Genomic DNA, 25,861 nt, shown 5'->3' with positions numbered 1-25,861 from the left:
GCCGGAGGAACGCCATCATGAGTTACGCCGCCGACGACTACCAGGCATTCCGCGAAGCCTTGGGTAACGATGTGCAACCTCTTACGAAGAGCCGGGACAAGATCGCGCTGGCCCGGAATCAGACGTCACCCTCCGATGCTCAGTTGGCACGCCGCGAGAGCGCCCAGCAAACCAGCCGTGACGAACGCGATTTCCTCTCGGATGAGTTCGTCGATCTGATTGGCGCGCACGATCCGATCGAGTTTCGCCGGGACGGCATTCAGCTCGGCGTGCTCGAGCGATTGCGCCACGGCGGTTACGATGCCGAGGCACGTCTGCACATCATGCGCATGCCGGTGATCGAGTGTCGCCGCGCCGTATTCGGTTTCGTGCGCGATGCCTACGAGCACGATCTACGCAGCGTCCTCATCGTTCACGGGCGCTCCCGCGAGGACGATGGGCACTCCAATATCGTGCGTTCCTATCTGAGTCATTGGCTCCAGCAGCTCGAGCCGGTTCAGGCGTTCAGCTCGGCACCGGCTCGACAGGGCAGCATCGGGGCGACCTTCGTGATGTTGCGCAAGTCCGAACGAGCAAGATCTCGCAATCGCGAGCGCCAGCAGAAACGCCGTGGCTGAAAAGGCCGACGATTGACGGAGGAACCGTGCGATGCAATGACCCCGGCCGAAGCCGGGGTCATGGTTTGCAAGCATGCGCCGTCGCGATTGGCTTACCGCTCCCGAAGGCGGCGAGCGAACAGCGGCTCGTCGAGGTCCACGGCTGGCTGATAGCTGACGCTGAACGCTTTCAGTGCATTCAGGGCGGGTTCGAGCTCCTGGTCCGCGCGCAGTGCCATCGCGTCGAAGCCACAGCGGCTCATGTAGTAGAGCTGATCGATCAGCACATCGCCGATGGCGCGCACTTCGCCGGCGTATCCGAAACGCTCCCGCAGCAGTCTTGCCAGCGTATAACCACGGCCATCGGTGAAGGCGGGGAAATCGATCGCCACCAGTGCCGTCTGTTCCAGCTCAGCGACCAGTTCCGGTGTCAGCTCGGTGTCGCTCGGCAGCCACGGGGCCAGGTCGTCCTGATCCGCATGCTGTTGCCAAAGCGCCAACGGGACGATGGCCGGACGCGTCGACGGCAGGGTCTCCTCTTCCCGCGACAGCACCCAGGTATCGGTCACTTGCTGGCCCAGCTTGATCAATACGCTCGTCGTGGCCACGGCGGCTTCCTGAGTCTCTTGAAGTTCCTGTTCAGGCTGCATAGACACGCTCCTTGAAAACCTGGTGGCCGACACGGCGGTAGGTATCGAGGAAACGCTCTTCATCCAGACGCTTCTCGACGTAAACCTGCAGGACCTTGTCGATGACGCCGGGAACGTCTTCGCGGTAGAAGGAAGGGCCCAGGATCTTGCCCAGCGAGACATCGTCGTCGGCATTGCCGCCGAGCGAGATCTGGTAGTACTCCTCGCCTTTCTTGTCGACACCGAGGATACCGATGTTACCGACATGGTGATGACCGCAGGCGTTCATGCAGCCGGAGATGTTCAGGTCGATCGGGCCGAGGTCGTAGAGAAAATCGAGATCCTCGAAGCGCTCCTGAATCGCCTGGGCAATGGGGATCGAGACAGCATTGGCCAGCGAGCAGAAATCACCGCCGGGGCAGCAGATGATATCGTTGAGCGTGCCCACGGTGGGATTGGCCATGCCCAGCGCGTCGAGTTTCTGCCATAGCGTTTCGAGGTCGTCGACGGGGACGTCGGACAGAACGAGGTTCTGTTCATGCGTAACGCGGAGTTCGCCGAAGCCGAAGGTCTCGGCAAGATCGGCCACGGCGTCCATCTGGTCTGCCGTAATATCGCCCGGCGCCGCTTCGCGACGTTTCAACGACAGGGTGACCGCCTTGTAACCCGGCACCTTGTGATCCATGACGTTGTTGGTCACGAATCGCGCGAAGGCTCGGTTGTTCTGTCGCAGCTGATCAAACGCAACGATCGCCGACTCCGCTACCGGGCGGCGCTCGGGCTCGGGGAAGTGGGTCTTGGCTTCGTCCACCGCGCCTTCGTTCAACGTCTGCGGACCATCCTTGAGATGGGCCCATTCGGCTTCGACGCGACGGGCGAACTCCTCGACACCCAGCGCCTTGACCAGAATCTTGATCCGCGCCTTGAACTTGTTGTCGCGACGACCGAACTGGTTGTAGACGCGAACGATGGCTTCCAGATAGGTCAGCAGATGCTGCCAGGGCAGATCGGCGCGTACCACCTCGCCGATCATCGGCGTGCGGCCCATGCCGCCGCCGGCGAGGACGCGGAAGCGAAGCTCGCCGTCGTCGTTCAAAAACAGCCGAAGGCCGATGTCGTGAACGTGGATCGCAGCGCGGTCATGGGTGGCGCCGGTGACTGCAATCTTGAACTTGCGCGGCAGATAGGCAAATTCAGGGTGCAGCGTGGACCATTGACGAATCAGCTCGCACCAGGGGCGTGGATCGACCACTTCATCCTTGGCAATACCCGCGAACTGGTCGCTGGTGGTATTGCGGATGCAGTTGCCGCTGGTCTGGATCGCGTGCATCTGCACCTTGGCGAGATCCGCCAGGATATCGGGCACGTCTTCCTGCGCCGGCCAGTTGAGCTGCAGGTTCTGACGGGTGGTGAAGTGGCCATAACCGCGATCGTAGCGACGAGTGATGGTCGCCAGTGCGCGTAGCTGATGGCTGCTCAACATGCCGTAGGGGATGGCGATACGCAGCATCGGCGCATGGCGCTGAATGTAGAGACCATTCTGCAGCCGGACCGGGCGAAACTCCTCCTCGCCGAGCTTGCCGGCGAGATAGCGGTCCATCTGGTCACGGAACTGCGCAACGCGCTCGTCGACGAGCGTCTGGTCATAAGAATCGTAGCGATACATCGGGCCTGATCCTGCTAGTCATGGATTGCCAATGAGTGCACCTTACCCCGGGCGCTTTATTCTACAAAAGAATAAATACTCATAATTTATTGCTTTATCGTTATTACAGCCATGCGATCACGATGCCAGTGCCGAGCTTGGGTCCCGTTCATCGTCACCTGCTTCGGAGACATCCGGATCGTAGGAGAGCACGGGGGACAGCCACCGTTCGAGCTCCGCCAGCGGCATCGCCTTGTGTCGCGCCAATACCTCGACCTGATCGCGGCCGATCTTGCCGGTGGAGAAATATTTCGACTGAGGGTGGGCGAAATACCAGCCCGACACCGCTGCCGCCGGCCACATGGCGAAACTGTCGGTCAGGATGATACCGGTATGGGCCGAGGCATCCAGCAGCCGGAACAGGGTGGCCTTCTCGGTATGATCCGGACACGCCGGATAGCCGGGGGCGGGGCGGATACCCTGATATTTCTCGGCAATCAGGGCGTCATTGTCCAGTGTTTCTTCCGGAACGTATCCCCAGAACTCCTTGCGCACGCGTTCGTGCAACCGTTCGGCAAAGGCTTCCGCCAGACGATCGGACAGCGCCTGAACCAGAATCGCATTGTAGTCGTCACCGGCGGCTTCGTAACGCTTGGCCAGTTCGTCGGCGCCGTGGCCGGAGGTCACTGCGAATCCGCCGATCCAGTCGAGCTTGTCGCTGAGCTCTCCGTTCTCTCGATAACGCGGCGCGATGAAGTCGGCCAGGCTATGGCAGATGCCGTCGCGGCCCTTGGTGCTCTGCTGTCGAATATGATGAAGCCGTTCGACCACCGTTCCGCGATTCTCGTCCGCATAGACCTCGATGACATCGTCGTCGACGCTGTTGGCGGGCCACAGACCGATCACGCCACGGGCCTGGATGTGACGCTCGTCGATCAGCTTGCGCAGCATGACCTGGGCATCGCGGAACAGGTTGCGAGCGGCTTCGCCGACCACCTCATCCTCGAGAATCCGCGGATATTTGCCCGACAGCTGCCAGGTCATGAAGAAGGGCGTCCAGTCGATGAACTCGACGAGCTCGTCGAGATCGTAATCGTCGAACACGGTGATCCCTGGCTGGATCGGCTTGATCGGTTCGAAATGGTTCCAGTCCACCTGAAAGCGCCGCTCTCGGGCCGAAGCGTAGGGCAGGTCGGAAGCCTTGGGGCGACGCTTGGCGTTACGCTCGCGGACCTGGTCGTACTCCTGCCGGATATCGGCAAAATAGGCCGGCTTCTGCGTCGGCGAGAGCAGTCGGCTGGCAACGCCTACGGCGCGGGAGGCGTCGCTGACGTAGATCACCGGTTCATCGTACTGAGGTGCGATCTTGACCGCGGTATGGGCCTTCGAGGTGGTCGCTCCGCCGATCAGCAGCGGCAACTGGAAGCCTTGACGCTTCATCTCCTTGGCGACGTGAACCATCTCGTCGAGCGAGGGGGTGATCAGGCCGGACAGGCCGATGATGTCGGCGTTTTCCTCCCGTGCGGTCTTGAGGATCTTCTCGGTGGGGACCATCACGCCAAGGTCGATCACATCGTAGTTGTTGCACTGCAACACCACGCCGACGATGTTCTTGCCGATATCGTGCACGTCGCCCTTGACCGTCGCCATCACGATCTTGCCCTTGGACTGCACCTCGCCGGACTTTTCCGCCTCGATGTACGGGATGAGGTAGGCGACGGCCTGCTTCATCACGCGGGCGGACTTGACCACCTGGGGCAGGAACATCTTGCCGGCACCGAACAGGTCGCCGACCACGTTCATGCCATCCATCAGCGGGCCTTCGATCACCTCGATCGGGCGATCGGCGGCCGCGCGGGCCTCCTCGGTATCGGCTTCGATATAAGCGGTGATCCCCTTGACCAGGGCGTGCTCGATCCGCTTGTTGACCTCCCAGCTGCGCCATTCGAGATCTTCTTTCTTTGCCGCGCCGCTGCCATCGCCCCCTCCGTTCTGACGATAGCGTTCGGCGACGTCCAGTAGTCTTTCCGTGCCGTCGTCGCGGCGGTTGAGCACGACATCCTCGACGGCTTCGCGCAGCTCGGTCGGCAGATCATCGTAGACGGCCAGCTGGCCGGCGTTGACGATCCCCATCGACATGCCTGCCTTGATGGCGTGATAGAGGAACACCGAATGGATCGCTTCGCGCACCGCGTTATTGCCGCGAAATGAGAACGAGACGTTGGAAACCCCACCCGAAATCATCGCGTGGGGCAGGTTCTCGTGAATCCACTGGGTCGCTTCGATGAAATCGACAGCGTAGTTGTTGTGTTCCTCGATCCCGGTGGCGATAGCGAAGATATTGGGATCGAAGATGATGTCCTCGGCCGGGAATCCGATATCGTCGACCAGCAATCGATAGGCGCGCTGGCAGATTTCGGTCTTGCGCGCGAAGGTATCGGCCTGACCCTGCTCGTCGAATGCCATCACCACGATGGCGGCACCGTGACGTCGGCACTCGTTGGCCTGATGGCGAAACGCGGCTTCGCCTTCCTTCAGCGAGATCGAATTGACGATCGCCTTGCCCTGAATGCACTTGAGGCCGGCCTCGATGATCGACCACTTCGACGAGTCGACCATGATCGGGACACGGGCGATATCGGGTTCGCCTGCGATCAGGTTGAGGAAACGCACCATCGCTTCCTCGGACTCCAGCATGCCTTCGTCCATGTTGATGTCGATCACCTGGGCGCCGTTCTCGACCTGCTCGAGGGCGACCTCCAGGGCAGTGGTGTAATCCTCTTCCTGAATCAGGCGTTTGAAGCGCGCCGAGCCGGTCACGTTGGTGCGCTCGCCGACGTTGACGAACAGCGAATCCGCCTCGATGTTGAACGGCTCGAGGCCGGAGAGTCGGCAGGCGGCGGGGCGCTCGGGGATGGCCCGTGGCACGACCCCGTCGACGGCGCGCTTGACGGCTGCTATGTGCTCCGGCGTGGTACCGCAGCAGCCACCGATGACGTTGATCAAGCCGCTTGCGGCGAACTCGCGAACGATCTCGGCCATTTCCTCGGCGGTCTGGTCGTATTCGCCGAATTCGTTGGGCAGGCCCGCATTGGGGTGGGCGGACACGAAAGTGTCGGCCTTGGCGGAAAGTTCCTGCAGATAGGGTCTGAGCTCTTCAGCGCCTAGCGCACAGTTGAGGCCCACCGAGAACGGCTGCGCGTGACGCACGGCGTTCCAGAACGCCTCGGTGGTCTGGCCGGAGAGCGTGCGCCCGGAAGCATCGGTGATGGTGCCGGAGATCATCACCGGCAGGCGCTCGCCACGCGTTTCGAACAGCGCCTCGAGGGCGTAGATGGCGGCCTTGGCGTTGAGCGTATCGAAGATCGTCTCGATCAGGATCAGATCGGCGCCGCCTTCGATCAGCGCCGTGGCGGCTTCGATGTAGTTGTCACGCAGTTGATCGAAGGTGACGTTACGCCGGGCCGGGTCGTTGACGTCCGGCGACAGCGACGCGGTGCGCGAGGTCGGGCCCAATACGCCGGCGACAAAGCGTGGAACGCCGGTTTCCGAGGCCACGGCGTCGCACACTTCCCGTGCCAGGCGGGCCGCCTCGCGATTGAGCTCCGCCGTCAGCGATTCCATGCCGTAGTCCGACTGCGACAGCCGGGTGCTGTTGAAGGTGTTGGTCTCGACGATATCGGCGCCAGCTTCCAGGTAGGCGCGATGGATGGATTCGACGATATCCGGTCGCGAAAGCGTCAGCAGATCGTTGTTGCCCTTGAGTTCACTGGGCCAGTCAGCGAAGCGCGCGCCGCGAAAATCCGCTTCCTCGAGACGATAATCCTGCAGCATCGTGCCCATGCCACCATCGAGAATCACGATGCGTTCACCAAGCGTCTGTCTCAGCGCCTGACTCAATGCATCGGGCGAGGGAGTGGCGGTAATGGCAGTCATGGCGGTGACTCTCCAACAGCAGGGGAACGGATCGCGTCCCGTCCGAGACGCCAAGGGGCCGCATGGTATCAGAAAGGCACGATTGGCGGGACTTTGGCAAGGGGCTGTGTAGCAAAGGGCTGTAGCAAAGGCCGTGACAACGATCAGTAGTGACGGCCTGGCGACCGTTCTGACACAAGCCTGACTAAATCACTCGGGATTGTTTTGCTGCGCGCTTTTTCCTACCATAACGCTAAATCTCAAGCAGAGTTCCCAGTCATGAGCCAACCGATTCAGATTACCGAGAGCGGCCAGGAATATCTGGCCGAATTGCTGGCCAAGCAGGGCGTGGATGACATCGCCGTGCGTGTCTTCATCACGCAGCCCGGCACACCCTATGCCGAGACCTGTCTGGCCTATTGCCGTCCAGGCGAGGAAGAGCCGAGCGACGAGCGGGTCGAGCTGGAGAAGTTCAGCGTCTATCTCGACAAGAACAGCCTGCCGTTTCTGGAAGAAGCCGTCGTCGATTTCAACGCCGATCGCATGGGCGGGCAGCTCACCATCAAGGCCCCCAATGCCAAGATGCCGAAGGTCAATGCCGACAGCCCTCTCGAGGATCGCGTCAATTACATCCTCTACAGCGAGATCAACCCGGGGCTGGCGTCACACGGCGGCGAGATCCGGTTGATCCAGATGACCGAAGAACAGGTCGCGGTGCTGCAGTTCGGTGGCGGGTGCCAGGGCTGTGCGGCGGTCGATCTTACCCTCAAGGAGGGGGTGGAGAAGACGCTCATGGAGCGGATTCCCGAGCTGGCCGGGATTCGCGACGTGACCGACCATACCGACACCACCAATGCCTACTACTAGGTCTATCAGGTCTACCAGGTCTTTCTACTGAAGCCTCTCCATCGAGGTTCTTTCACCCAGGCCTTTCCACTGGGTCGGCACACTGAGCCCATGGCTCGGAAAGTCATGATGAGGCTGATGGAAGCGTCATGGGCAATCACTGGACGAGAGGGTGCTCCAGTGAGTGCCCTTTGGCGGCTCTCGCCGGGTTTCAGCCTGGCTCGATGACATTCGTATTTCAGCCGCACCCGGCGTTGCCGATACTCTGGTTGATCTCGGGGTTCAAATCATTGACCAGATTGTGGCAGCGGAGATGAGCGAATGCGTTTCATGCGTACCCGGTGGGCTTGCCGTCATTCCATCGCCGTCGTCATTACGCTCTGGTGCGCGCCCGCCTGGGCAGAGACGCCGGTGGTAATCGGCACCGGAGGCACCTCCGGCGTCTATTTGACAGTGGGGCAGGCCATCTGCGAGCTCTATCGGCAGGGGACCGGTGCCACATGCCAGGCGCTACCGACGGGTGGCTCGCTGTACAATGCCAATAGCATTCGCAACGGCGATCTCGACTTCGGCATCGTCCAGTCTGACATTCAGTATGCCGTCTCTCAGGGCACGGCCGAATTCTACGATAGCGGCCCCAGCCCCGATTTGCGGGCGCTATTTTCGCTGCATGCAGAGGCCTTCACCATCGTCGCCAAGCCGCCAGATGTCCAGGTGTTCGACGATCTGTCGGGCAGGCGTGTCAATGTCGGCAATCCAGGCTCTGGCCACCGCGCCACGCTCAACGCGCTACTGGCGGTGAAAGGCGAGACGGAAGGGATGTTTGCTCTGGCGAGTGAACTGAAGCCTGAAGACATGACCCGAGTGATGTGCAGCGGCAAGCTGGATGCTTTCTTCTACGTGGTTGGCCACCCGTCGCAGGCGATCACCGAAGCGACCCGACGTTGCGGGGCTCACCTGGTCGGCGTCGCGAGCGAGGATATCGATACCCTGATCGATAGGGCGCCCTACTACAGCGTCACCGTGATTCCCGGCGGCACTTATCCCCACACACCCGATGACGTCATGACCTTTGGCGTCCGGGCCACCTTGATGGCCCGTGCGGATGTCGACGAAGAGCGCGTCTATCAACTGGTCAAAGCCGTGTTTGGCCATCTGGATGCCTTCCGCCAGTCACATCCCTCTCTGGCGGCACTGACCCCGGAGGGCATGGTCCGGGAGGGGCTGACGGCGCCGCTACATGACGGCGCGCGGCGCTATTATCAGGAAATCGGATTGCTGCCCGGTAGCAGTGATTGATCCGCTTGGCGTTGGCTAGCTCGCCGTGGGCGGCAACGACGCACGAGACAATCGGTCGTGCAGTTCACGATTGGCGGCTCGCAGGTTCTTGAGTTCGCTCTCCAGACGCTGTCGCTCCTGCTGCATCGATTTGACCCGGTCGTCGCTCACGCGCTTCTCGCTTTCGGCCTGCTCCATATGCACCTTGTCAGCGCGCAATGACTCCTGAAGCTGGCCGTACTGGCGGCGCTGCTCGGAGAGGTCCTGTTGCAGGCGCTCACAGCGCTGATCCAGCGAAGCCAGACGCTGCTCGTACTGCTTTTCCTGCTTCAATCGCTCCTGGCGGGCGTCTTCCAGCAACCCCATGAGGCGCGTCTCGGCGGATTCATGCCGTTTCTCTTCCTGAGCGAGCTTGGCCTGATTGGCTTGATGCTGCTTGGCCATGGCATCGCGGTGCTGTTTCTCGGCCTGTTCCAGGCTGGATTGATGGCGTTGGAGGGTCTGCTCGAGCTGAAGGATTCGTTTTTGCTGCTGACTCTGTGCAGACTGCAGCGACTGCAGTTCGGCCTGAAGGTGGGCGGCTTCGGTCGTCTTGTTCTCGAAGCGCTCCTGAACACGAAGCATGTGGTCGTTGAGCGCCTGCAGTCGCTGCTCTGCATTTTCACACTGGCGCTGCGCCTGGTGGCTGACGTCGTCCGCTTCGCGAATCTGTTCGTCTGCCTCCTGCCGATAGACGGCCAACTTTTCGTAGGCGGCCTGTTGCGCCTTGTCCCAGATATCGGCCACCCATTTATCGAGACCCTCGGGGCGCTCGAGATTGCGGGGAATGGACTGAACCGAGTCTCCGTTCTGACGAAGCCGCCAGTCCCGTAGATGGTCGCTGATCGTGGTGTAGCTACCGGTGCCCAGAAGCTCGCGTATCTTCTGAACGCTGACCGTTTCGTCACGTTGTTGCAACGTGTCGATGGCGCGGCAGACATCGTCGTACCGAATACCATTTCGTGCCATGTCGAATTCCCTTGCGTTGCTGATGTCGCTGGAGGCTCTTGGGGCTCCTGACACACAGCATAGGCGATTTACGTAAACTGTATACGTAAAAATTTTTGAGCATCGTTTCGGCTGATCGTTGCTCGATAGTTCCCAAGTTCGAGCTCGCCTGCTATGGGGATACGCCGGCTCAGGCTCTATAATGAGCGAATTCAAAGAGGGAGGCGCTATGAGTATTGGACAGGCCCAGGCCGAACTGCGGGACGAGTTCTCGATGTTCGATAACTGGATGGATCGTTATCAGTACATCATCGACATGGGGCGGCAACTCCCGGACTATCCGGAAGCGGACAAGGCGGCGGCTTACAAGATAGAGGGCTGTCAGTCGAACGTGTGGCTGCGATCCACGCAAGAAGCGGGGCGGCTACGTTTCCAGGCGACATCGGATGCCGCCATCGTCAGCGGACTGATCGCCATCTTGATGCGTATCTACGATGACCGCGAGCCGCGGGAAATTCTCGAGGGTGAACCGCAGTTTCTTACCGAGCTGGGGCTCGATCAGCATCTGTCTCCGACCCGCAGCAACGGTTTGCATGCCATGATCGAGCGCATCTACGGTATCGCTCGTGAAGCCCACGCTAATCAACAGCTTCACTGATCACTCCTGGCGTTGGTCGCCGCCGCCCGGTGGGCAGCGGCAGGTTTTCCGATCGGGCTCGGGTACCGGGTCGACACCACCGGCGTGGAACGGATGGCACTTGAGCAGTCGACGAAGGGCAAGCCAACCGCCACGCCAAGGCCCATGCAGCTGGATCGCTTCCAGCGCATAGCTGGAACAGGTCGGCCAGAATCGGCAGCGCGGGCCGAGAAGCGGGCTGATCCCGTAGCGATAACATTGAATCAGTGCCGTCATCAGCCACGTGGCAATCCTGGCGATCACATCGAATCTCAGCGGTTCATGCCGTAGAGCTCGTCGGCGGACATCAGCGGCTCCCGGTCGATTTCGGCCATCGATGTGCTCAACCTGAGGTAAAAGCAGCTGCGACGTCCGGTATGGCAGGCAGGGCCCGATTGGTCCACCTGCAACAGCAGGGTATCTCCATCGCAGTCGAATCGTGCCTCGACGAGCTGCTGCTGCTGACCCGACGTTTCGCCTTTGCGCCAGAACGCCTGGCGCGAGCGGGACCAGTAGCAGACTCGCCCGGTCGACAGCGTCTCTTCCAGTGCGGCACGATTCATCCAGGCCATCATCAATACTTCGCCGCTGTCATGCTGCTGGGCGATGGCCGGTATCAGGCCGTCATCGTTCCATTTGGCGGCCGAAAGCAGTTCGTCCAGCGCCACCTGGGTGTTCGTCGGCGATCGTTCGAGATCATGGAAAAGACCGGACATGAGTATTTCCGTGGTACTGGGGTTGAGCTAGGCGCGATCAGGCTTTTTCGAGGCAGGCATCACAGGCGCCGAGCAGCTCGATGGTCTGACGCTGGATAGTGAATCCGCGTTCGCGGGCCGTGGCGGCCAGCATTTCACCGACGGCTTCCTGATGCAGTTCCTCGACACGACCGCAGTGACGACAGATCAGCAGCTGAAATCGATGAACGTGCTCGGGGCAAGGACACGCAATGTAAGCATTGAGCGACTCGATGCGATGAACCAGACCTTGCTCGATCAGGAAATCCAGGGCGCGATAGACCGTCGGCGGTCTGGCCGCGGCATGTTCGTCCGATAGGCGATCGAGCAGATCATAGGCCTTGAGACCGCCCGGCGTACCGGAGATCATTTCCAGTACGCGCCGACGAATGGGCGTAAAGCGGACGCCGCGTTCCTGACACTGTATATCTGCCTGTTTGAGTAGCACTTCGGAATCGAACATCGACATTCCCGGCAAGTATCGAGAGGGCTATATTCTACGCGCTCGCGCTGGCTGGAACCACCGGACGGAAGGAAACGGCCGTGGCGAAGGATCGAGATCCGTAACTGGATAGCATATTTAACATAATATATATTATGCGAACCTAAGGGGCCGTCGCTCGAAGCGGCTCGGTCCCGATCATCACTGCACATCTGACCTGATGCTGCGAATCGCCCCGACGGCGTTCATCTCGAAAACCACTTGGGTCGTTACCGAGTTGCGCTACGCTTGAGGAAGCATCATCGAGTGAGCTGCGACGGTCTGCGGCAAATCGCCACACTGGCGGGAACTTTGTCGCCACCGTCTGATCGTCAGCCATTTTTTCGGTACAATACCGACCGCGAAATCCCTACTTCTGTTGGCGACATCCGATGCTGGATACGTCATTTTGCGTCGTGTCAGAGTTGTCAGTCCTGGCTAGCGGCGTATGATGCAGGCCGCTAACCGATTGATGCAGGGCCGAAAAGCTTTCCTCCACTGGGGTCGTGAGATGAGAAAAAGGAACTCCCTCAAATATTTGAGTGTGATGACGTGGCTAACCGCGCCATTATTGTTGAGTGGCTGTGGATCAGCGTTGATGGACCCGACCGGTGAAGTGGGTCAGGGCCTGAAATCGTTGATCATTACGTCTTTTGGCTTGATGTTGATCGTGGTGATCCCGGTCATCGTGATGACCATTCTGTTTGCGTGGAAATACCGCGGGACCAACCTCGCGGCCAAATACACGCCCAATTGGGAACATTCGAACATCATCGAGATATTCGTCTGGGCCATCCCGTGCGTCATCATCTTCTTCCTTGCCATCCTGACATGGCAGACGTCGCACTCCTACGATCCGCACAAGCCGATTGCCAGTGAAGAGGAAACCATGACCATCGATGCGATTTCGCTCGACTGGAAATGGCTGTTCGTCTATCCGGACGAAGGCATTGCTACCATCAACGAGGTTGCAATCCCCGTGGATACGCCGGTTCACTTCCGTGTGACCTCCGGTACCGTCATGAATTCCTTCATGATTCCCACGCTGGGCAGCCAGATTTACGCCATGGCTGGCATGAACAACGATGTCTACCTCGAAGGCAACGAGATCGGCAACTTCCGCGGCCGTTCGACCCACTATAGCGGTGAAGGTTTCTCGGAAATGCTGTTCGATACGCACGTGACATCGGACGAGGATTTTCGGGCCTGGGTCAACAAGGTCAAGCAGTCTCCCAAGAGCATGAGGTTCCCGGAAGACTACAACCAGATCGCGAAGCCCTCGATTGCCAATCCGGTGGAGTACTTCTCGCAGGTCTCGCCCGATTTCTACGGCGACCTGATCAAAAGTTACAAAGCGGGTCATGGCGGCACCGATAGCCATGGCGAGCACAACGAAGCACGGGAGTCTTCAATGCCCATGAGTGCGCAGGCAGCGGAGTAACGTCATGTTTGGAAAACTCAGCTTAGATTCGATTCCATTCCACGAGCCGATCATCATGGTCACTGCGGCGGCCATCGGGATCATCGGTGCGCTGGTCGTCGGTCTGATTACCTATTATCGCAAATGGGGCTACCTCTGGACCGAGTGGGTAACTTCCATCGATCATAAGAAGATCGGTGTGATGTATTTTCTGGTCGCGCTTGTCATGCTCATCCGCGGTTTCGCCGATGCCATCATGATGCGTACCCAGCAGGCCATTGCAGCGGGCGGGTCGGAAGGCTTCCTGCCGCCCCACCACTACGATCAGATCTTCACCGCTCACGGTGTGATCATGATTTTCTTCGTCGCCATGCCCATGGTCATCGGTCTGATGAACCTGGTGGTGCCGCTACAGATCGGTGCCCGCGACGTGGCCTTCCCGTTCATGAACAACCTGAGCTTCTGGCTGTTCGCGGTGGGCATGATTCTGGTCAACGTTTCACTCGTCGTTGGTGAGTTCGCCAAGACCGGCTGGTTGGCCTACGCGCCGCTATCGGAGTTGCAGTACAGTCCGGATGTCGGGGTCGATTACTGGATATGGGCGTTACAGTTATCGGGGATCGGCACGACGCTGACGGGGATCAACTTCTTCGTCACCATCCTGAAGATGCGCACCAAGGGCATGACCCTGTTCCGCATGCCGATCTTCACGTGGACTGCGCTTTGCACCAACGTCCTGATCATTCTGTCGTTCCCGATTCTGACCGTGACCGTCGCCCTGCTGACGCTGGATCGTTATCTGGGCATGCACTTCTTCACGAATGACATGGGCGGCAGCCAGATGATGTACGTCAACCTCATCTGGGCCTGGGGCCATCCTGAGGTCTACATTCTGATCCTGCCGGCATTCGGTGTCTTCTCCGAGGTCATCGCGACCTTCACCAAGAAGCGTCTGTTTGGCTACAAGACGATGGTCTGGGCCACCGCTGCCATCACCGTACTGTCGTTCATCGTATGGCTGCACCACTTCTTCACCATGGGTGCAGGTGCCAACGTCAACGCCTTCTTCGGCATCATGACGATGATCATCGCCATCCCGACCGGGGTGAAGATCTTCAACTGGCTGTTCACGATGTATCGCGGTCGTATCCAGTTCACCACGCCCGTGCTCTGGACCATCGGTTTCATCATCACCTTTACGCTGGGTGGAATGACCGGTGTCATGCTGGCCGTACCGGGTGCCAACTTCGTGCTGCACAACAGCCTGTTCGTCATTGCCCACTTCCATAACGTCATCATCGGCGGTGTGGTGTTCGGCATGATGGCCGGTCTCACCTACTGGTTCCCGAAAGCGTTCGGTTTCACGCTGAGCGAAAAATGGGGCAAGCGCTCCTTCTGGTGCTGGCTGATCGGCTTCTACGTGGCGTTCATGCCGCTCTATGCGCTGAGTTTCTTCGGTGCCATGCGTCGCATGCAGTCCTACGAACAGACCGAATGGCAACCGTTGATGATCGTGGCCTGGGTCGGTGCCGTCATCATTGCCATGGGTATCGCCTGTATCGTCATCCAGATCGTCGTGAGTATTCGCGACCGCGAGAAGAATCGCGATCTGACCGGCGATCCGTGGGATGGCCGTACGCTGGAATGGGCCGCTGCATCACCGCCCGCGAAATACAACTTCGCTTATCTTCCCAGCGTCGAATCGATCGATCCCTTCTGGGAAATGAAGCAGCAGCCCGGCGGCTTCAAGCGGGAGCTGGCGACCGAGTTCGAGGACATTCACATGCCCAAGAACACGGCCGAGGGCCCGATCCTGTCGCTGTTTGCCCTGTTCTTCGGTTTCGCTCTGATCTGGCACATCTGGTGGCTGGTGGGTCTGGGCGCCATTGGCATGTTCGTGACGTTCATGTTCCGTATCTTCAACGACGATACCGACTACCACGTCAGCGCCGCCGAGGTCGAACAGACCGAACGTGAATACCACAAACGGTTGGAGATGCAGGCTTAATCATGGCAACCGACACAATCAAGCAACATGACGCTCATGCCCACGACGGGCATGAGCACCACGACGCGGGTGCAATGAAGGTCTTCGGGTTCTGGATTTACCTGATGAGCGACCTTGTGATCTTCGGCACCCTGTTCGCGACGTTCGGTGTTCTTTCGACGGCGACAGCCGGCGGCCCGACCTCGCAGGAAATTTTCGAACTGCCGTTCGTGCTGGTCGAGACGTTTCTGCTGCTGATCAGCAGTTTCACTTTCGGACTCGCGGTTCTGGCTCAGAATGCCGGTGACCGCGGGGCCGTGCTGAAATGGCTGGCCGTCACCTTCCTGCTGGGCGCAGGCTTCGTGTCGATGGAAATCTACGAGTTCCATCACCTGATCGCCGAAGGCGCCGGTCCGGATCGCAGCGCATTCCTGTCGGCGTTCTTCACGCTGGTCGGGACACACGGCCTGCACGTGACGTTCGGGTTGATCTGGATCGCGATCATGTTCTTCCAGATATCCAAGCGTGGGCTGGACAGCGTGACCAAGCCGCGGATGCTCTGTCTCAGTCTGTTCTGGCACTTCCTGGACATCGTCTGGATTTGCGTCTTCTCCTTTGTCTATCTGCTAGGAGCCATGTGACATGAGCGATATTCACACTTCGCATGACGGCGCCAGTCACGGCAGCTACAAGTCCTATATCATCGGTCTGATTCTCTCGATCGTGCTCACGCTGATCTCCTTCGGCGTGGTCATGACCGGCAGTTTCGGTATCCCGGCCATGATGATCACGGTCGTCGTGACCGCCGTGCTTCAGGTGCTCGTGCAGCTGATTCTCTTCATGCACCTGAATACCAAGTCCGAGGGTGGCTGGAACGTGATTTCCTTCGTCTTCACCGGCGGTATCCTGGTGCTGATCATTGGTGGTTCGCTATGGATCATGCACAACATTCACGTCAACATGATGCTGGGTTAAGCCCGCAGATGGCCTTGAAGCCTTATCTGGCGCTGACCAAGCCCGGTATCATCTTCGGCAATCTCGTCACAGTCATCGGCGGCTATTTCCTGGCCGCCGGTGGCCGTTTCGAGCTCTGGTTGTTCCTGGCAGCGGTACTCGGCACCTCGCTGGTCGTGGCGTCGGGTTGCGTTTTCAATAACGTGATCGACCGCGATATCGACGGTCATATGGCGCGGACGCAGTCCCGGGCCATGGTGACCGGCGAGATTTCGATTCCGATTGCCCTGCTGCTGGCTTGCGCGTTGGGTATCGCCGGCTTCGGCCTGCTGGCAGGGATGACGACGCCGCTGGCGACGGGGTTCGCGGCATTCGGTTTCGCCATCTACGTCGGTGCCTATAGCCTCTATCTCAAACGCCACTCGGTATACAGCACGCTGATCGGCAGTCTGTCCGGCGCCTCGCCACCGGTGATCGGCTACTGTGCAGTAACGGGACAGTTCGATCTGGGTGCCCTTCTGCTGCTGATCATTTTCAGCATGTGGCAGATGCCGCATTCCTACGCGATCGCCATCTTTCGATACGACGATTACGCATCGGCGTCCATCCCGGTTCTGCCGGTAAAATGCGGCGTCGCCGTGGCCAAACGACACATCGTGATCTATACCGCGTTGTTCGTGATCGCCTCGGTCATGCTTTCCGTCGCCGGCTATACCGGCTGGGCCTATGCGATCGTCGCCATCGCGGTCGGCGTCTATTGGCTCAGCGTGACGCTCAAGGGCTATCGGACCACCGATGATCGAGCCTGGGCTCGCAAGGTCTTTGGCATCTCGATCATGGTGGTGACCGCTCTGAGCGTGATGATGTCGGTGGATAGCCGCATGCCGATGACTGAATCGTTGCTGTCGTTCGCCTTATTGCGGTGAATGGTGTCGAGTAGACGTTGTTCAATAAAAAAGACCGCCGAGGCGGTCTTTTTTTTGTATCGCGCTCATCGAGAGCTGACGCTGGAGGTCGAGAGCTGACGCTGGAGGCGCCTGGATCTCAGTCGTCCGCCGGCGCGTAGGAGCCATCTTCACGATGCACTTCACGACCGGTCAAGGCCGGGCTGAAGACGCAGGCAACGGTCATGCCCTTCTCCTTGCCACGCAGCCAGTGTTCGTCGTGCTGGTCAAGCAGGTACATGTCGCCGGCCTTGATGGTGTGGATCTTGCCATCGGCAATGGTTTCCACTTCCCCTTCACCCTCGTAGCAGAACACCGCTTCGATATGGTTCTTGTAGTGAATATGGGTTTCCGTACCCGGATGAATACGTGTGATGTTGAACGAGAAACCACAGTTGTCTTCGGCCAGCATCAAACGGGTGCTATCCCAGTTGCCGTTTTCGGCTTTGACGAAACGGTCGGTTTTCCGGCATTCATCAAGATTACGTACGATCATCGATTACAACTCCTGGTGGGTGACTACGTTAAGGGGAACATCAGAGATGACCTGAAGGGCGAAAAAAGTGGCCCGGGCAGGGCCACCTTTCCAGCGCCGGTTTCCGATTCAGCCCAGCGCTTCCTGAACACTGCGCTCCAGAATATCCAGGCCTTCGAGAAGGTCTTCATCGCTGATGATCAACGGGCACAAGCATTTCACGACCTGGCCATCCTGGCCTGCGGTTTCGATGATCAAGCCGTTTTCGAAGGCCTTGGCGGTGATCTTGTCGGCCACGCCACCGTCGCGCACGTCGATACCGCGCATCAAGCCGCGTCCTCGCTCGCTCGCGGGGTAACCCATTTCGGTCAACGATGCGGCAATCCTGGCAAACCGCTCTTCGACGATGCGGCCTTTACGCTGGATATCGCGTTCGAAGGTGTCGTCGCTCCAGAAGTGTCTGAGCGCGGCTGCGGCGGTCACGAAGGCCATGTTGAAACCGCGGAACGTGCCGTTGTACTGGCCCGGCTTCCATTTATCCAGCTCGGGGCGCATCAGCACGTGGGCAAACGGCAGGCCGTAGGCGGAGAGCGATTTCGAGTTGGTGATGATGTCGGGCACGATGCCGGCATGCTCGAAGCTGAAGAACTTGCCGGTACGGCCGCAGCCTGCCTGGATATCATCGATGATCAGCAGGATGTCATGCGCGCGGCAGATGCGCTCCAGACGCTTCAGCCAGTCCAGACCGGCGGGATTGATGCCACCTTCGCCCTGCACGGTCTCGACGATCACGCCAGCCGGAACATCCAGCCCGCCGGACTTGTCACCCAGCAGCTTTTCGAAATAGTCGAGCGTATCGGTGTCTTCGCCAAGATAGCCATCGAAAGGCAGGAAGCTCGCGCCCTGGGTAGGAATGCCCCCGGTCGCTTCGCGGAACTTGCGATTGCCGGTCGTGGCCAAGGCCCCCATGGTGACGCCATGGAAACCATTGGTGAACGTGACGATGTTGTGACGACCCTTGGCAACGCGAGCCAGACGAATGGCCGCTTCGACGGCATTGGTCCCGGTCGGCCCGGGCAGGTGAACCTTGTAGTCCAGGCCACGCGGCTTGAAGATCACCTCTTCGAGTGTCTCGAGGTACTCGCGCTTGGCGGCGGTCCACATGTCCAGTCCATGAACGATGCCATTGGACGTGATGTACTCGACCAACGCTTCCTGCAACTTCGGATGATTGTGCCCGTAGTTGAGCGTGCCGGCACCGGCGAGAAAATCGATGTACTCGCGGCCGTCTTCGGCGGTCAGGCGTGCGCCCAGTGCCTTGGTGAAGACGATCGGAAAGGAACGAGAATACGTCCGGACTTCGGACTCCATGCGTTCGAGAATCTGGGTCTGCATGCAACCTCCTTGATGGGAGCGTGAATGTGCGGGAACGGGGATGAAGCCGCCTGAAACAGGCGTGCACGATGACGCAGCCTTCACCCGCCTTGGATACGCTGGGGATCGAAGGGACCAATCCGGACGAGATTCTCCGGATCGTGTTCCCCGCCCAGTTGATCGGTCGAAAAGTATTCGCGGCTGATGAGCGGCGCTCGCCATCGATCCGCAAGACGCTTGAACAGCCCCCAGGACGCCTGGTTGTCCGGAGTGATGGTGGTCTCCAGATGGTTCAGGCCGGCCAGTTCCGGGCGCGTCAGCACGGCTTCTACCAGGCGTCGGGCCAGCCCGGTACCGCGAGCCTTCTCGCCGACTGCCACTTGCCACAGGAAGTAGATATCCGGTGCCGCGGCCTTGACGTAGCCGGAGACGAATCCGACGATCTCGCCGTCTTCCGTCGTCGCCACGGCACAGCTGTCGCGAAACTGCGTTGCCAGCAGCAGATAGGCATAGCCGGAATTGACGTCGAGCGGCGGGCAGGCCTTGACCAGTTCGTAGATACCCCACCCGTCTTCCGTGGTGGGCTTACGTATGAAGAGCGGCATACCGGGTTTGCCAACGACGGCGTCAGCCACGGTGGGTCTGGCCAAGTCTGCCGACGGCGTGAATGCCGGATTGGGGTTGGTCATCGTCATTGTCGCTATGGCGAATTTGGGATCAAGGATAACAGCGAGGCACCCAAGCTTCAAACGGCAGGTTATTTCACTGCATCAATTCAATAATGAATATTTATATTCGGGTGCCCGGCGGGAACCCGAACATCGTGAGTGTAGATCAAGGTCAGCGACAGGTTGGAAAAGATGACCATCGATGAGGCGGGGAACGAACAGGAACGAGAATATCCAGAGCGGAGTCGGTCGGGTTCCCAGCGACAATCACCGCCCTCTCGGGCGGCCATTGTCCTGCGAGGCCGATAGGCGACGATCAGCGGCGAGTCAGGCTGCGCATGGTCACGAACTCTTCCGCCGCCGTCGGGTGGATCCCCACCGTGGCGTCGAAGTCGGTCTTGGTCAGTCGGGCCCGCACGGCGATCGCGATTCCCTGAATGGTCTCTCCCGCTTCGTCGCCGACCATATGAGCCCCGACCACGCGGTCGCTGGCATCATCGACCACCAGTTTCATCAGGCAACGTTCGTCACTGCCGGACAGGGTGTGCTTCATCGGTCGGAAGTCCGCGCTGTAGATGCGAACCGCCCCCAACCGCTCACGCGCCTCCTCTTCGGACAGACCGACGGTCCCGATGTTGGGATGGCAGAACACGGCCGTGGCGATGTTCTGGTAGTCGAGTGGCGCCGGGGGCTTGTCGCCTGGGTCTTTGGGAAAATGGTGCTGAACCAGATGCATTGCTTCCGCCAGAGCGACAGGCGTCAGTTCCGGGCCCCCGGTGACATCGCCCAGCGCCAGGATCGACGGTACGGAAGACTCGTAGCGCTCGTTGACCTTGAGCGTGCCATCGGTATCGAGCTCGACACCGATGGCGTCCAGCCCGAGACCTTCCAGGTGCGGGCGTCGTCCGGTGGCGGAGAGCACGGCGTCCACCTCGAGCTGCTCGCCATTGGTCAACGTCACTTCGAGCCCGCCTTCGACCTTGCGGATACGCTCGATATTGGTCTCGAAATGCAGATTGACGCCCTTCTTGGCCATCTCGTCACGCGTGAATTCACGAACTTCCTGATCGAATCCGCGCAGGAACAGTTCGCCCCGGTAGATCAGATGTGTATCGGCACCCAGACCCTTGAAGATACTGGCGAATTCCACGGCAATGTAACCACCGCCCAGCACCAGAAAACGGCTGGGGAAGCTATCGAGATCGAAGACCTGATTGGAATTGACGGTAAGCTCGCTACCTTCGAACTCCGGCGTCCAGGGCCAGCCGCCAACGGCGACCAGTATCTTCTCGGCAGTGATGCGCTCGCCGTTGATCTCGACCGCATTGGAGTCGATGACCTTGGCACGGCCGTTGATCAGCGTGACGCCGGCGCCTTCCAGCAGGCGGCTGTAAATGCCGTTGAGGCGCTTGATCTCTTCGATCTTGTTGTCGCGCAGTGTCGCCCAGTCGAAGCTGGGCGCTTGCGGAATCGTCCACCCGAACCCGTGGCTGTCCTCGAATGCATCATGAAAATGCGCCGCGTAGGAGTAGAGTTTCTTCGGCACGCAGCCGACATTGACGCAGGTGCCGCCCAGGTAGCGATCTTCGGCAACCGCCACTTTCGCACCCGTTGCCGCGGCCGTGCGCGCGGCGCGCACACCACCCGAACCGGCTCCTATCACGAAGAGATCGTAATCGTAATTCGCCACGGTAAAACTCCTTGAGACATGATGCGGCGATGATACCAGCCTCGGTCCGGTGTCGGAAAAGTCCCTCCCTATCGGGGCGATATAAAAATACCTTGTGAAGGGCGCCGACACCGACATCGCCGAACTCACTTCGAAAACTTCGTCGAATAGCCTAGAATCATGGCCTTAACCGTGAAACACGACGTTCGCCAACCCCGTACCTCAGGTTACCGTCATGAGCGATATTCAGACTCTTCTCGAACAGAATCGGCGTTGGGCCGATGGCGTTCAGCAGCGCGATCCGCACTTCTTTGCGCAGCTCTCGCAACAGCAGAACCCGGACTATCTATGGATCGGTTGCTCCGACAGCCGCGTTCCTGCCAACCAGATCGTCGATCTGCCGCCGGGCGAGGTTTTCGTCCATCGTAACGTCGCCAATCTGATCTATCACAACGACATGAATGCGCTTTCGGTGGTTCAGTTTGCTGTCGACGTGCTCAAGGTCAAGCACATCATGGTCGTCGGGCACTACGGCTGCGGCGGGGTCAAGGCTGCGATCACCGGTGGCGAGCACGGTATCGTCGACTACTGGCTCAACAGCATCAGCGAGCTCTACCAACAGCATCGCCCGACTCTCGAGTCGCTCCCTCTGGAAGAACAGATCGATCGCATGTGCGAACATAACGTTCGCCTGCAGGTCGCCAACCTGTGTCGCACCAAGATCATCCAGCGCGCCTGGGAACGCGAGCAGCCGCTGTCGGTTCATGGTTGGGTCTACGGCCTGACCGATGGCCGCGTCAACGACCTGGGGTGCACGGTGTCACGTGCCGATCAGATGGGAAGCATCCGCATCCAGCCCACTTTTTCCGCTCAGGAGTGATTGCCAGTCCGGCCAGCCGAGCAACGGTTCAACGCAACGCCATACTCGATAACAACACCAATAACGACGACGGGACTCTCATGCGTCTCAAGACGATCATGCTCGGCTTGCTGGTCGGGGCCCAGTTGCTGCCGTCAATGGCGGCAACGGCCCTGGCAGATGACGACAAGGGCATCACGCTCCGTGTGGCATACGACACCGCCCCTGTGTCGCTGGACATCCAGGAGCAGCTCTCGATCGGCATGCTACAGCTGTCGCATCTAGCCTTCGATCCGCTGGTTCGATGGAACCGGGATCTCGAATTCGAACCTCGTCTCGCCACGAGCTGGGAACGTCTCGACGACACCACCATGCGGCTGCACCTGCGTCATGGCGTTACTTTTCACAGCGGTAACGCCTTCACGGCCACGGATGTCGTCTGGACGGTGCGACGCCTCAAGCGAAGCCCCGACTTCAAGGCCATTTTCGACCCTGTCGAGCGCATCGAGGCGGTCGATGATTTCACCGTCGATCTCATGACCCGTCAGCCCTATCCGCTGCTGCTCAATCTCGCGACCTACATCTTCCCGATGGACAGCCGGTTCTATACCGGGATGTCAGCGGACGGGCGCGACAAAAGCGAGATCGTCAAGAACGGCAATTCGTTCGCGTCGAGCCACCTGTCGGGTACCGGACCTTTCGAAGTGGTAAAACGACAGCCAGGCACCCGAACCGAGTTCATCCGTTTCCCGAACTACTGGGATCAGCATTCGCCGGGCAATGTCGATCATCTGGTGATGACACCAATCGCCGAAAACGCCACTCGTGTGGCTGCCCTGCTTGCCGGCGATGTCGACTTCATCTCGCCGGTGCCCTTCAATGCGGTGCAGCGATTGCGTCATGCCGATGGTTTCGAGCTGGTCACGATGCCCGGCACGCGTATCACCATGCTGCAGCTCAACGAGCAGCGGGTGCCGGCATTTCGCGATCCCCGCGTTCGCCGCGCGTTCGCCTATGCGGTCAATCAGAGCGCGATTGCCGAACGCCTGTTGAAAGGCTTCGCGACGCCCGCCGGGCAGATGTCGCCCGAGGGATATGCGGGCCATGTCGCAGCGCTGGAGCCGCGCTACGATCTCGCCAAGGCCAGGAAACTGATGCAGGAAGCGGGCTACGCCGAAGGTTTTTCGGTCACCCTGATGGCGCCCAACAACCGCTACGTTAACGATGCCCAGACCGCGCAGGTCGCATTGGCGGTAGCCGCCATGCTGGCCAGGATCAACGTCACTGTCGAGTTCGAGACACTACCCAAGAATCAGTACTGGGCCGAGTACGACGAGCGCGCGGCCGACATGATGATGATGGGGTGGTATTCGGATACCAGCGATTCCGCCAATTTCTTCGAATATCTGACCTTCTGTCCCGATCCCGTTACCGGCGCGGGCCGATACAACGCCAGCGAGTACTGCAATCCGCAGATCGACGCGCTAGTTCGCCGTGCCAACCTCACCATGCAGCCGGAGGCTCGCGCCCGGCTGCTGAGACAGGCAGAGCGGGCAATTCATGACGATGCCCCGTTCATTCCCCTGTATTGGCAGAATCTTGCCTGGGCGTCGGCCGATCGCGTCGAGATTGCGCCAGTGTTGAACGTGATGAACATGCCCTACCTCGGCGACGTGGTCGTCCACCCGCGATGATCATGTTTCTGATTCGGCGGCTATGCCAGGCGCTCGCGGTGATGTTCGTCATCAGCGTGATCGGCTTTGCGATTCAGGGCGGGCTGGGGGACCCCGTGCAGCAGATGCTGGGGCCGACGGCATCCGAAGCGGAATCGACGACGTTGCGACACTCGCTTGGCCTGGATCAGCCGCTATGGGCTCAGTACCTGCATTTCGCGGGCAATGCCGTGCGCCTGAACTTCGGCAACTCCTACTTTTTCCACGAACCCGCGCTCAGCGTGATCGCCCGCTATCTTCCCGCCACCCTGGAGCTGGTGGCGGCCAGTGCGCTGCTCACGCTCGTGCTGTCGGTGCCGATAGGTGTCTTCTGCGCCATCCGTCCACGCAGCTGGCCGTCGAAAGCACTGATGGGGCTGTCCGTGCTCGGCATCTCGGTGCCGGTATTTCTGTCGGCCATGGTATTGATTCAGCTCTTCTCGATCGGCGTGCAGGTGACGCTGTTCCCGGCGGACACCCAATGGGGAAACTGGCTCAATCAGCTTCTCTCCATCGAAGGGGGAATGCCGGCCTACGGGCGTGGCAATCCGGTTCATGTCTGGGGCGTCTGGTATACCAATTTCGCCTCGCTGCAGGGTCTCGTCTATCTGCTACTTCCTGCCCTGTCGCTGGCATTCGTCATGCTGCCCCTGTTCGTGCGTCTGATTCATGCCGAGATGCTGGATGTATTGGAATCTGACTACGTGAAATACGCCAAGGCCAGGGGGCTGCGGCCGTCGCGCATCTATTTTCTGCATGCGCTGAAGAACACGTTGCTGCCGGTAGTGACCCTGGGCGGGGTCCAGATCGGCACGCTGGTGGCCTATACCCTGCTGACAGAGACCGTGTTCCAGTGGCCGGGCGCGGGGCTGATGTTCCTGGATGCCATCGAACGCGCCGATATGCCGCTGATCGTGGCCTATCTGATGGTGATCGGTTTGATGTTCGTCGTGACCAACACTCTCGTCGATCTGGTTTACCGGCTGCTGAATCCGCGAGTGATATTGACCCGGAGCGTGGCATGAGTATCCAGGATCCGTCGTCGCCAACGACCTGGCGTCGTTTTCGCGACTCCTATTTCCTCTACCGCCTGCAGCGAGATCGCCGGGCCCAGATCTGCATGACGCTGTTCGTGGCGATGATGGCCAGCCTTTTGCTCACGCCATGGCTTGCGCCGAGCAATCCCTACGATCTTGCTCAGATCAGCCTGCTCGACTCCGAATTGCCGCCGCTGTGGATAGCGGGAAGCGACCCCGCTCACCTGCTGGGGACCGATGCGCAGGGGCGGGATCTGCTCTCGACAATGCTTTACGGCGCGCGGGTGTCGATTGCGATCGGTTTCGGGGCGGTGCTGGTTCAATCGCTGCTGGGAACGGCGCTGGGTCTGCTCGCAGGCTACCGCGGGGGAGTGATCGACACTCTGCTGATGCGAATGGCCGATATCCAGCTGTCGTTCTCCACCTTGATGATGGCGATCGTCATCGGGGCGGTGGTCAAGGCCGCGTTTGGCGGCGCGTTCTATGGCGACTACGGCGTCGCGATCCTGATCCTGATCATCGGCTTGAGCGAATGGCCTCAGTACGCCCGTACCGTCAGGGCCAGCGTGCTGGCGGAAAAGCAGAAGGAGTATGTCGATGCCGCTCGCGTGCTGGGCTTTTCGAATTATCGCATCATGTGGCGCCACATCCTGCCCAATGCCCTGGCACCGATCTTCGTGCTCTCCACCGTCCAGATCGCCAATGCCATCATGGCCGAGGCGGCGCTGTCGTTTCTGGGCCTGGGTATGCCGGAGACCGAACCGTCACTGGGCTCACTGATCAAATCCGGGTTCGATTATCTGCAGTCCGGCTCCTGGTGGATCACATTGTTGCCGGGCCTGTTGCTGGTAGCGTTAGTGCTGGTCATCAACCTGCTGGGGGATTGGTTGCGCGACACGCTGAACCCCCGTCTCCACCGGGCTCGGCACGAAGACTCGCGATAACCGCCCAGCCCAAGAATTCAGCTCAAGGAAC

At 59.8% G+C, this 25,861-nt stretch carries 24 protein-coding genes; 13 read left to right on the top strand and 11 right to left on the bottom strand.

The annotated features are described in order from the left end of the window. Positions 1–17: 17 nt before the first annotated feature. Entirely contained in the window at positions 18–617 is a 600-nt protein-coding gene (gene smrA / locus BTW07_RS03350) for a DNA endonuclease SmrA (protein ID WP_075568745.1), read from the top strand. A gap of 92 nt (positions 618–709) precedes the next feature. Here smrA and BTW07_RS03345 read toward each other — a convergent pair whose 3' ends face one another. The 3 genes from BTW07_RS03345 to metH form a co-directional block, all read right to left on the bottom strand. After that, complete coding sequence (locus tag BTW07_RS03345; protein ID WP_075568744.1) at positions 710–1,246, bottom strand: DUF934 domain-containing protein; 537 nt, start codon at positions 1,244–1,246, stop codon at positions 710–712. Further along, positions 1,236–2,891 carry a nitrite/sulfite reductase gene (locus BTW07_RS03340; protein ID WP_075568743.1) on the bottom strand — a complete coding sequence of 552 codons (1,656 nt, stop codon included), beginning with the start codon at positions 2,889–2,891 and terminating at the stop codon, positions 1,236–1,238. Before BTW07_RS03340 ends, BTW07_RS03345 begins: the two co-directional genes overlap by 11 nt. A gap of 117 nt (positions 2,892–3,008) precedes the next feature. Further along, a complete protein-coding gene (gene metH / locus BTW07_RS03335; RefSeq protein WP_075568742.1) occupies positions 3,009–6,806 on the bottom strand; it encodes a methionine synthase in 3,798 nt (1,265 codons plus the stop codon). Positions 6,807–7,064: 258 nt separating this feature from the next. Between metH and nfuA the strand changes: the two genes are divergently transcribed. Beyond that, positions 7,065–7,652, top strand: coding sequence for a Fe-S biogenesis protein NfuA (gene nfuA / locus BTW07_RS03330; protein WP_075568741.1), 588 nt, complete (start codon positions 7,065–7,067; stop codon positions 7,650–7,652). A 309-nt stretch (positions 7,653–7,961) separates the two neighbouring features. Beyond that, positions 7,962–8,930, top strand: a complete 969-nt coding sequence (locus BTW07_RS03325) for a TAXI family TRAP transporter solute-binding subunit (protein WP_075568892.1) — start codon at positions 7,962–7,964, stop codon at positions 8,928–8,930. A gap of 15 nt (positions 8,931–8,945) precedes the next feature. On the opposite strand, the gene BTW07_RS03320 is transcribed toward BTW07_RS03325, so the two are convergent. After that, positions 8,946–9,917, bottom strand: a complete 972-nt coding sequence (locus BTW07_RS03320; protein WP_075568740.1) for a DNA-binding protein — start codon at positions 9,915–9,917, stop codon at positions 8,946–8,948. 208 nt (positions 9,918–10,125) lie between these two features. Here BTW07_RS03320 and BTW07_RS03315 point away from each other — a divergent pair, with 208 nt between their 5' ends. Continuing rightward, positions 10,126–10,554 carry a SufE family protein gene (locus tag BTW07_RS03315; protein WP_075568739.1) on the top strand — a complete coding sequence of 143 codons (429 nt, stop codon included), beginning with the start codon at positions 10,126–10,128 and terminating at the stop codon, positions 10,552–10,554. Here the strand turns inward: BTW07_RS03315 and yidD are convergent, their stop codons facing one another. The 3 genes from yidD to BTW07_RS03300 are packed head-to-tail and all read right to left on the bottom strand — an operon-like array spanning position 10,555 to position 11,769. Further along, complete coding sequence (gene yidD / locus BTW07_RS03310; RefSeq protein WP_232823720.1) at positions 10,555–10,809, bottom strand: membrane protein insertion efficiency factor YidD; 255 nt, start codon at positions 10,807–10,809, stop codon at positions 10,555–10,557. 35 nt (positions 10,810–10,844) lie between these two features. After that, a complete protein-coding gene (gene hisI, locus BTW07_RS03305; RefSeq protein ID WP_075568738.1) occupies positions 10,845–11,288 on the bottom strand; it encodes a phosphoribosyl-AMP cyclohydrolase in 444 nt (147 codons plus the stop codon). Between the two features lie 37 nt (positions 11,289–11,325). Next, positions 11,326–11,769, bottom strand: a complete 444-nt coding sequence (locus tag BTW07_RS03300; protein ID WP_075568890.1) for a transcriptional repressor — start codon at positions 11,767–11,769, stop codon at positions 11,326–11,328. Between the two features lie 466 nt (positions 11,770–12,235). Between BTW07_RS03300 and cyoA the strand changes: the two genes are divergently transcribed. From cyoA to cyoE, 5 genes are read left to right on the top strand one after another with little or no spacing between them, the layout of a single operon-like run. Continuing rightward, positions 12,236–13,228, top strand: a complete 993-nt coding sequence (cyoA, locus tag BTW07_RS03295) for a ubiquinol oxidase subunit II (protein WP_341864689.1) — start codon at positions 12,236–12,238, stop codon at positions 13,226–13,228. A 4-nt stretch (positions 13,229–13,232) separates the two neighbouring features. Next, positions 13,233–15,215, top strand: coding sequence for a cytochrome o ubiquinol oxidase subunit I (gene cyoB, locus BTW07_RS03290; protein WP_075568736.1), 1,983 nt, complete (start codon positions 13,233–13,235; stop codon positions 15,213–15,215). A gap of 2 nt (positions 15,216–15,217) precedes the next feature. Next, a complete protein-coding gene (gene cyoC, locus BTW07_RS03285) occupies positions 15,218–15,835 on the top strand; it encodes a cytochrome o ubiquinol oxidase subunit III (RefSeq protein ID WP_075568735.1) in 618 nt (205 codons plus the stop codon). 1 nt (position 15,836) lies between these two features. After that, positions 15,837–16,169, top strand: a complete 333-nt coding sequence (gene cyoD, locus BTW07_RS03280; RefSeq protein ID WP_075568734.1) for a cytochrome o ubiquinol oxidase subunit IV — start codon at positions 15,837–15,839, stop codon at positions 16,167–16,169. 8 nt (positions 16,170–16,177) lie between these two features. Beyond that, on the top strand, positions 16,178–17,074 hold the full coding sequence (gene cyoE / locus BTW07_RS03275) for a heme o synthase (RefSeq protein ID WP_075568733.1): 897 nt from the start codon (positions 16,178–16,180) through the stop codon (positions 17,072–17,074). A gap of 118 nt (positions 17,075–17,192) precedes the next feature. Here cyoE and BTW07_RS03270 read toward each other — a convergent pair whose 3' ends face one another. The 4 genes from BTW07_RS03270 to gorA all read right to left on the bottom strand — a co-directional run bounded on the left by BTW07_RS03270 (position 17,193) and on the right by gorA (position 21,299). Continuing rightward, on the bottom strand, positions 17,193–17,588 hold the full coding sequence (locus tag BTW07_RS03270; protein WP_075568732.1) for an ectoine synthase: 396 nt from the start codon (positions 17,586–17,588) through the stop codon (positions 17,193–17,195). A 108-nt stretch (positions 17,589–17,696) separates the two neighbouring features. Further along, a complete protein-coding gene (ectB, locus tag BTW07_RS03265) occupies positions 17,697–18,962 on the bottom strand; it encodes a diaminobutyrate--2-oxoglutarate transaminase (RefSeq protein ID WP_075568731.1) in 1,266 nt (421 codons plus the stop codon). An 80-nt stretch (positions 18,963–19,042) separates the two neighbouring features. Further along, a complete protein-coding gene (ectA, locus tag BTW07_RS03260; protein ID WP_075568730.1) occupies positions 19,043–19,630 on the bottom strand; it encodes a diaminobutyrate acetyltransferase in 588 nt (195 codons plus the stop codon). 295 nt (positions 19,631–19,925) lie between these two features. After that, positions 19,926–21,299, bottom strand: coding sequence for a glutathione-disulfide reductase (gorA, locus tag BTW07_RS03255; protein WP_075568729.1), 1,374 nt, complete (start codon positions 21,297–21,299; stop codon positions 19,926–19,928). A gap of 214 nt (positions 21,300–21,513) precedes the next feature. Here gorA and can point away from each other — a divergent pair, with 214 nt between their 5' ends. From can to BTW07_RS03235, 4 genes are all read left to right on the top strand, one after another. After that, positions 21,514–22,158: a carbonate dehydratase gene (gene can / locus BTW07_RS03250; RefSeq protein WP_075568728.1), complete on the top strand. Its 645-nt coding sequence runs from the start codon at positions 21,514–21,516 to the stop codon at positions 22,156–22,158. An 80-nt stretch (positions 22,159–22,238) separates the two neighbouring features. Further along, on the top strand, positions 22,239–23,831 hold the full coding sequence (locus tag BTW07_RS03245) for an ABC transporter substrate-binding protein (protein WP_075568727.1): 1,593 nt from the start codon (positions 22,239–22,241) through the stop codon (positions 23,829–23,831). After that, complete coding sequence (locus BTW07_RS03240; protein ID WP_075568726.1) at positions 23,828–24,874, top strand: ABC transporter permease; 1,047 nt, start codon at positions 23,828–23,830, stop codon at positions 24,872–24,874. The genes BTW07_RS03245 and BTW07_RS03240 overlap by 4 nt, the downstream gene beginning before the upstream one ends. Continuing rightward, the gene (locus BTW07_RS03235; protein WP_075568725.1) at positions 24,871–25,830 is read left to right on the top strand and encodes an ABC transporter permease; all 960 of its coding nucleotides are present in this window, start codon (positions 24,871–24,873) and stop codon (positions 25,828–25,830) included. The genes BTW07_RS03240 and BTW07_RS03235 overlap by 4 nt, the downstream gene beginning before the upstream one ends. The last annotated feature ends 31 nt before the right edge of the window (positions 25,831–25,861 follow it).

The sequence above is a fragment of the Salinicola socius genome (assembly GCF_001937195.1).
Classification (GTDB): domain Bacteria; phylum Pseudomonadota; class Gammaproteobacteria; order Pseudomonadales; family Halomonadaceae; genus Salinicola; species Salinicola socius.
Note: the sequence above shows the minus strand (reverse complement) of the source record. Positions and strands in the feature narration are given on the sequence as shown.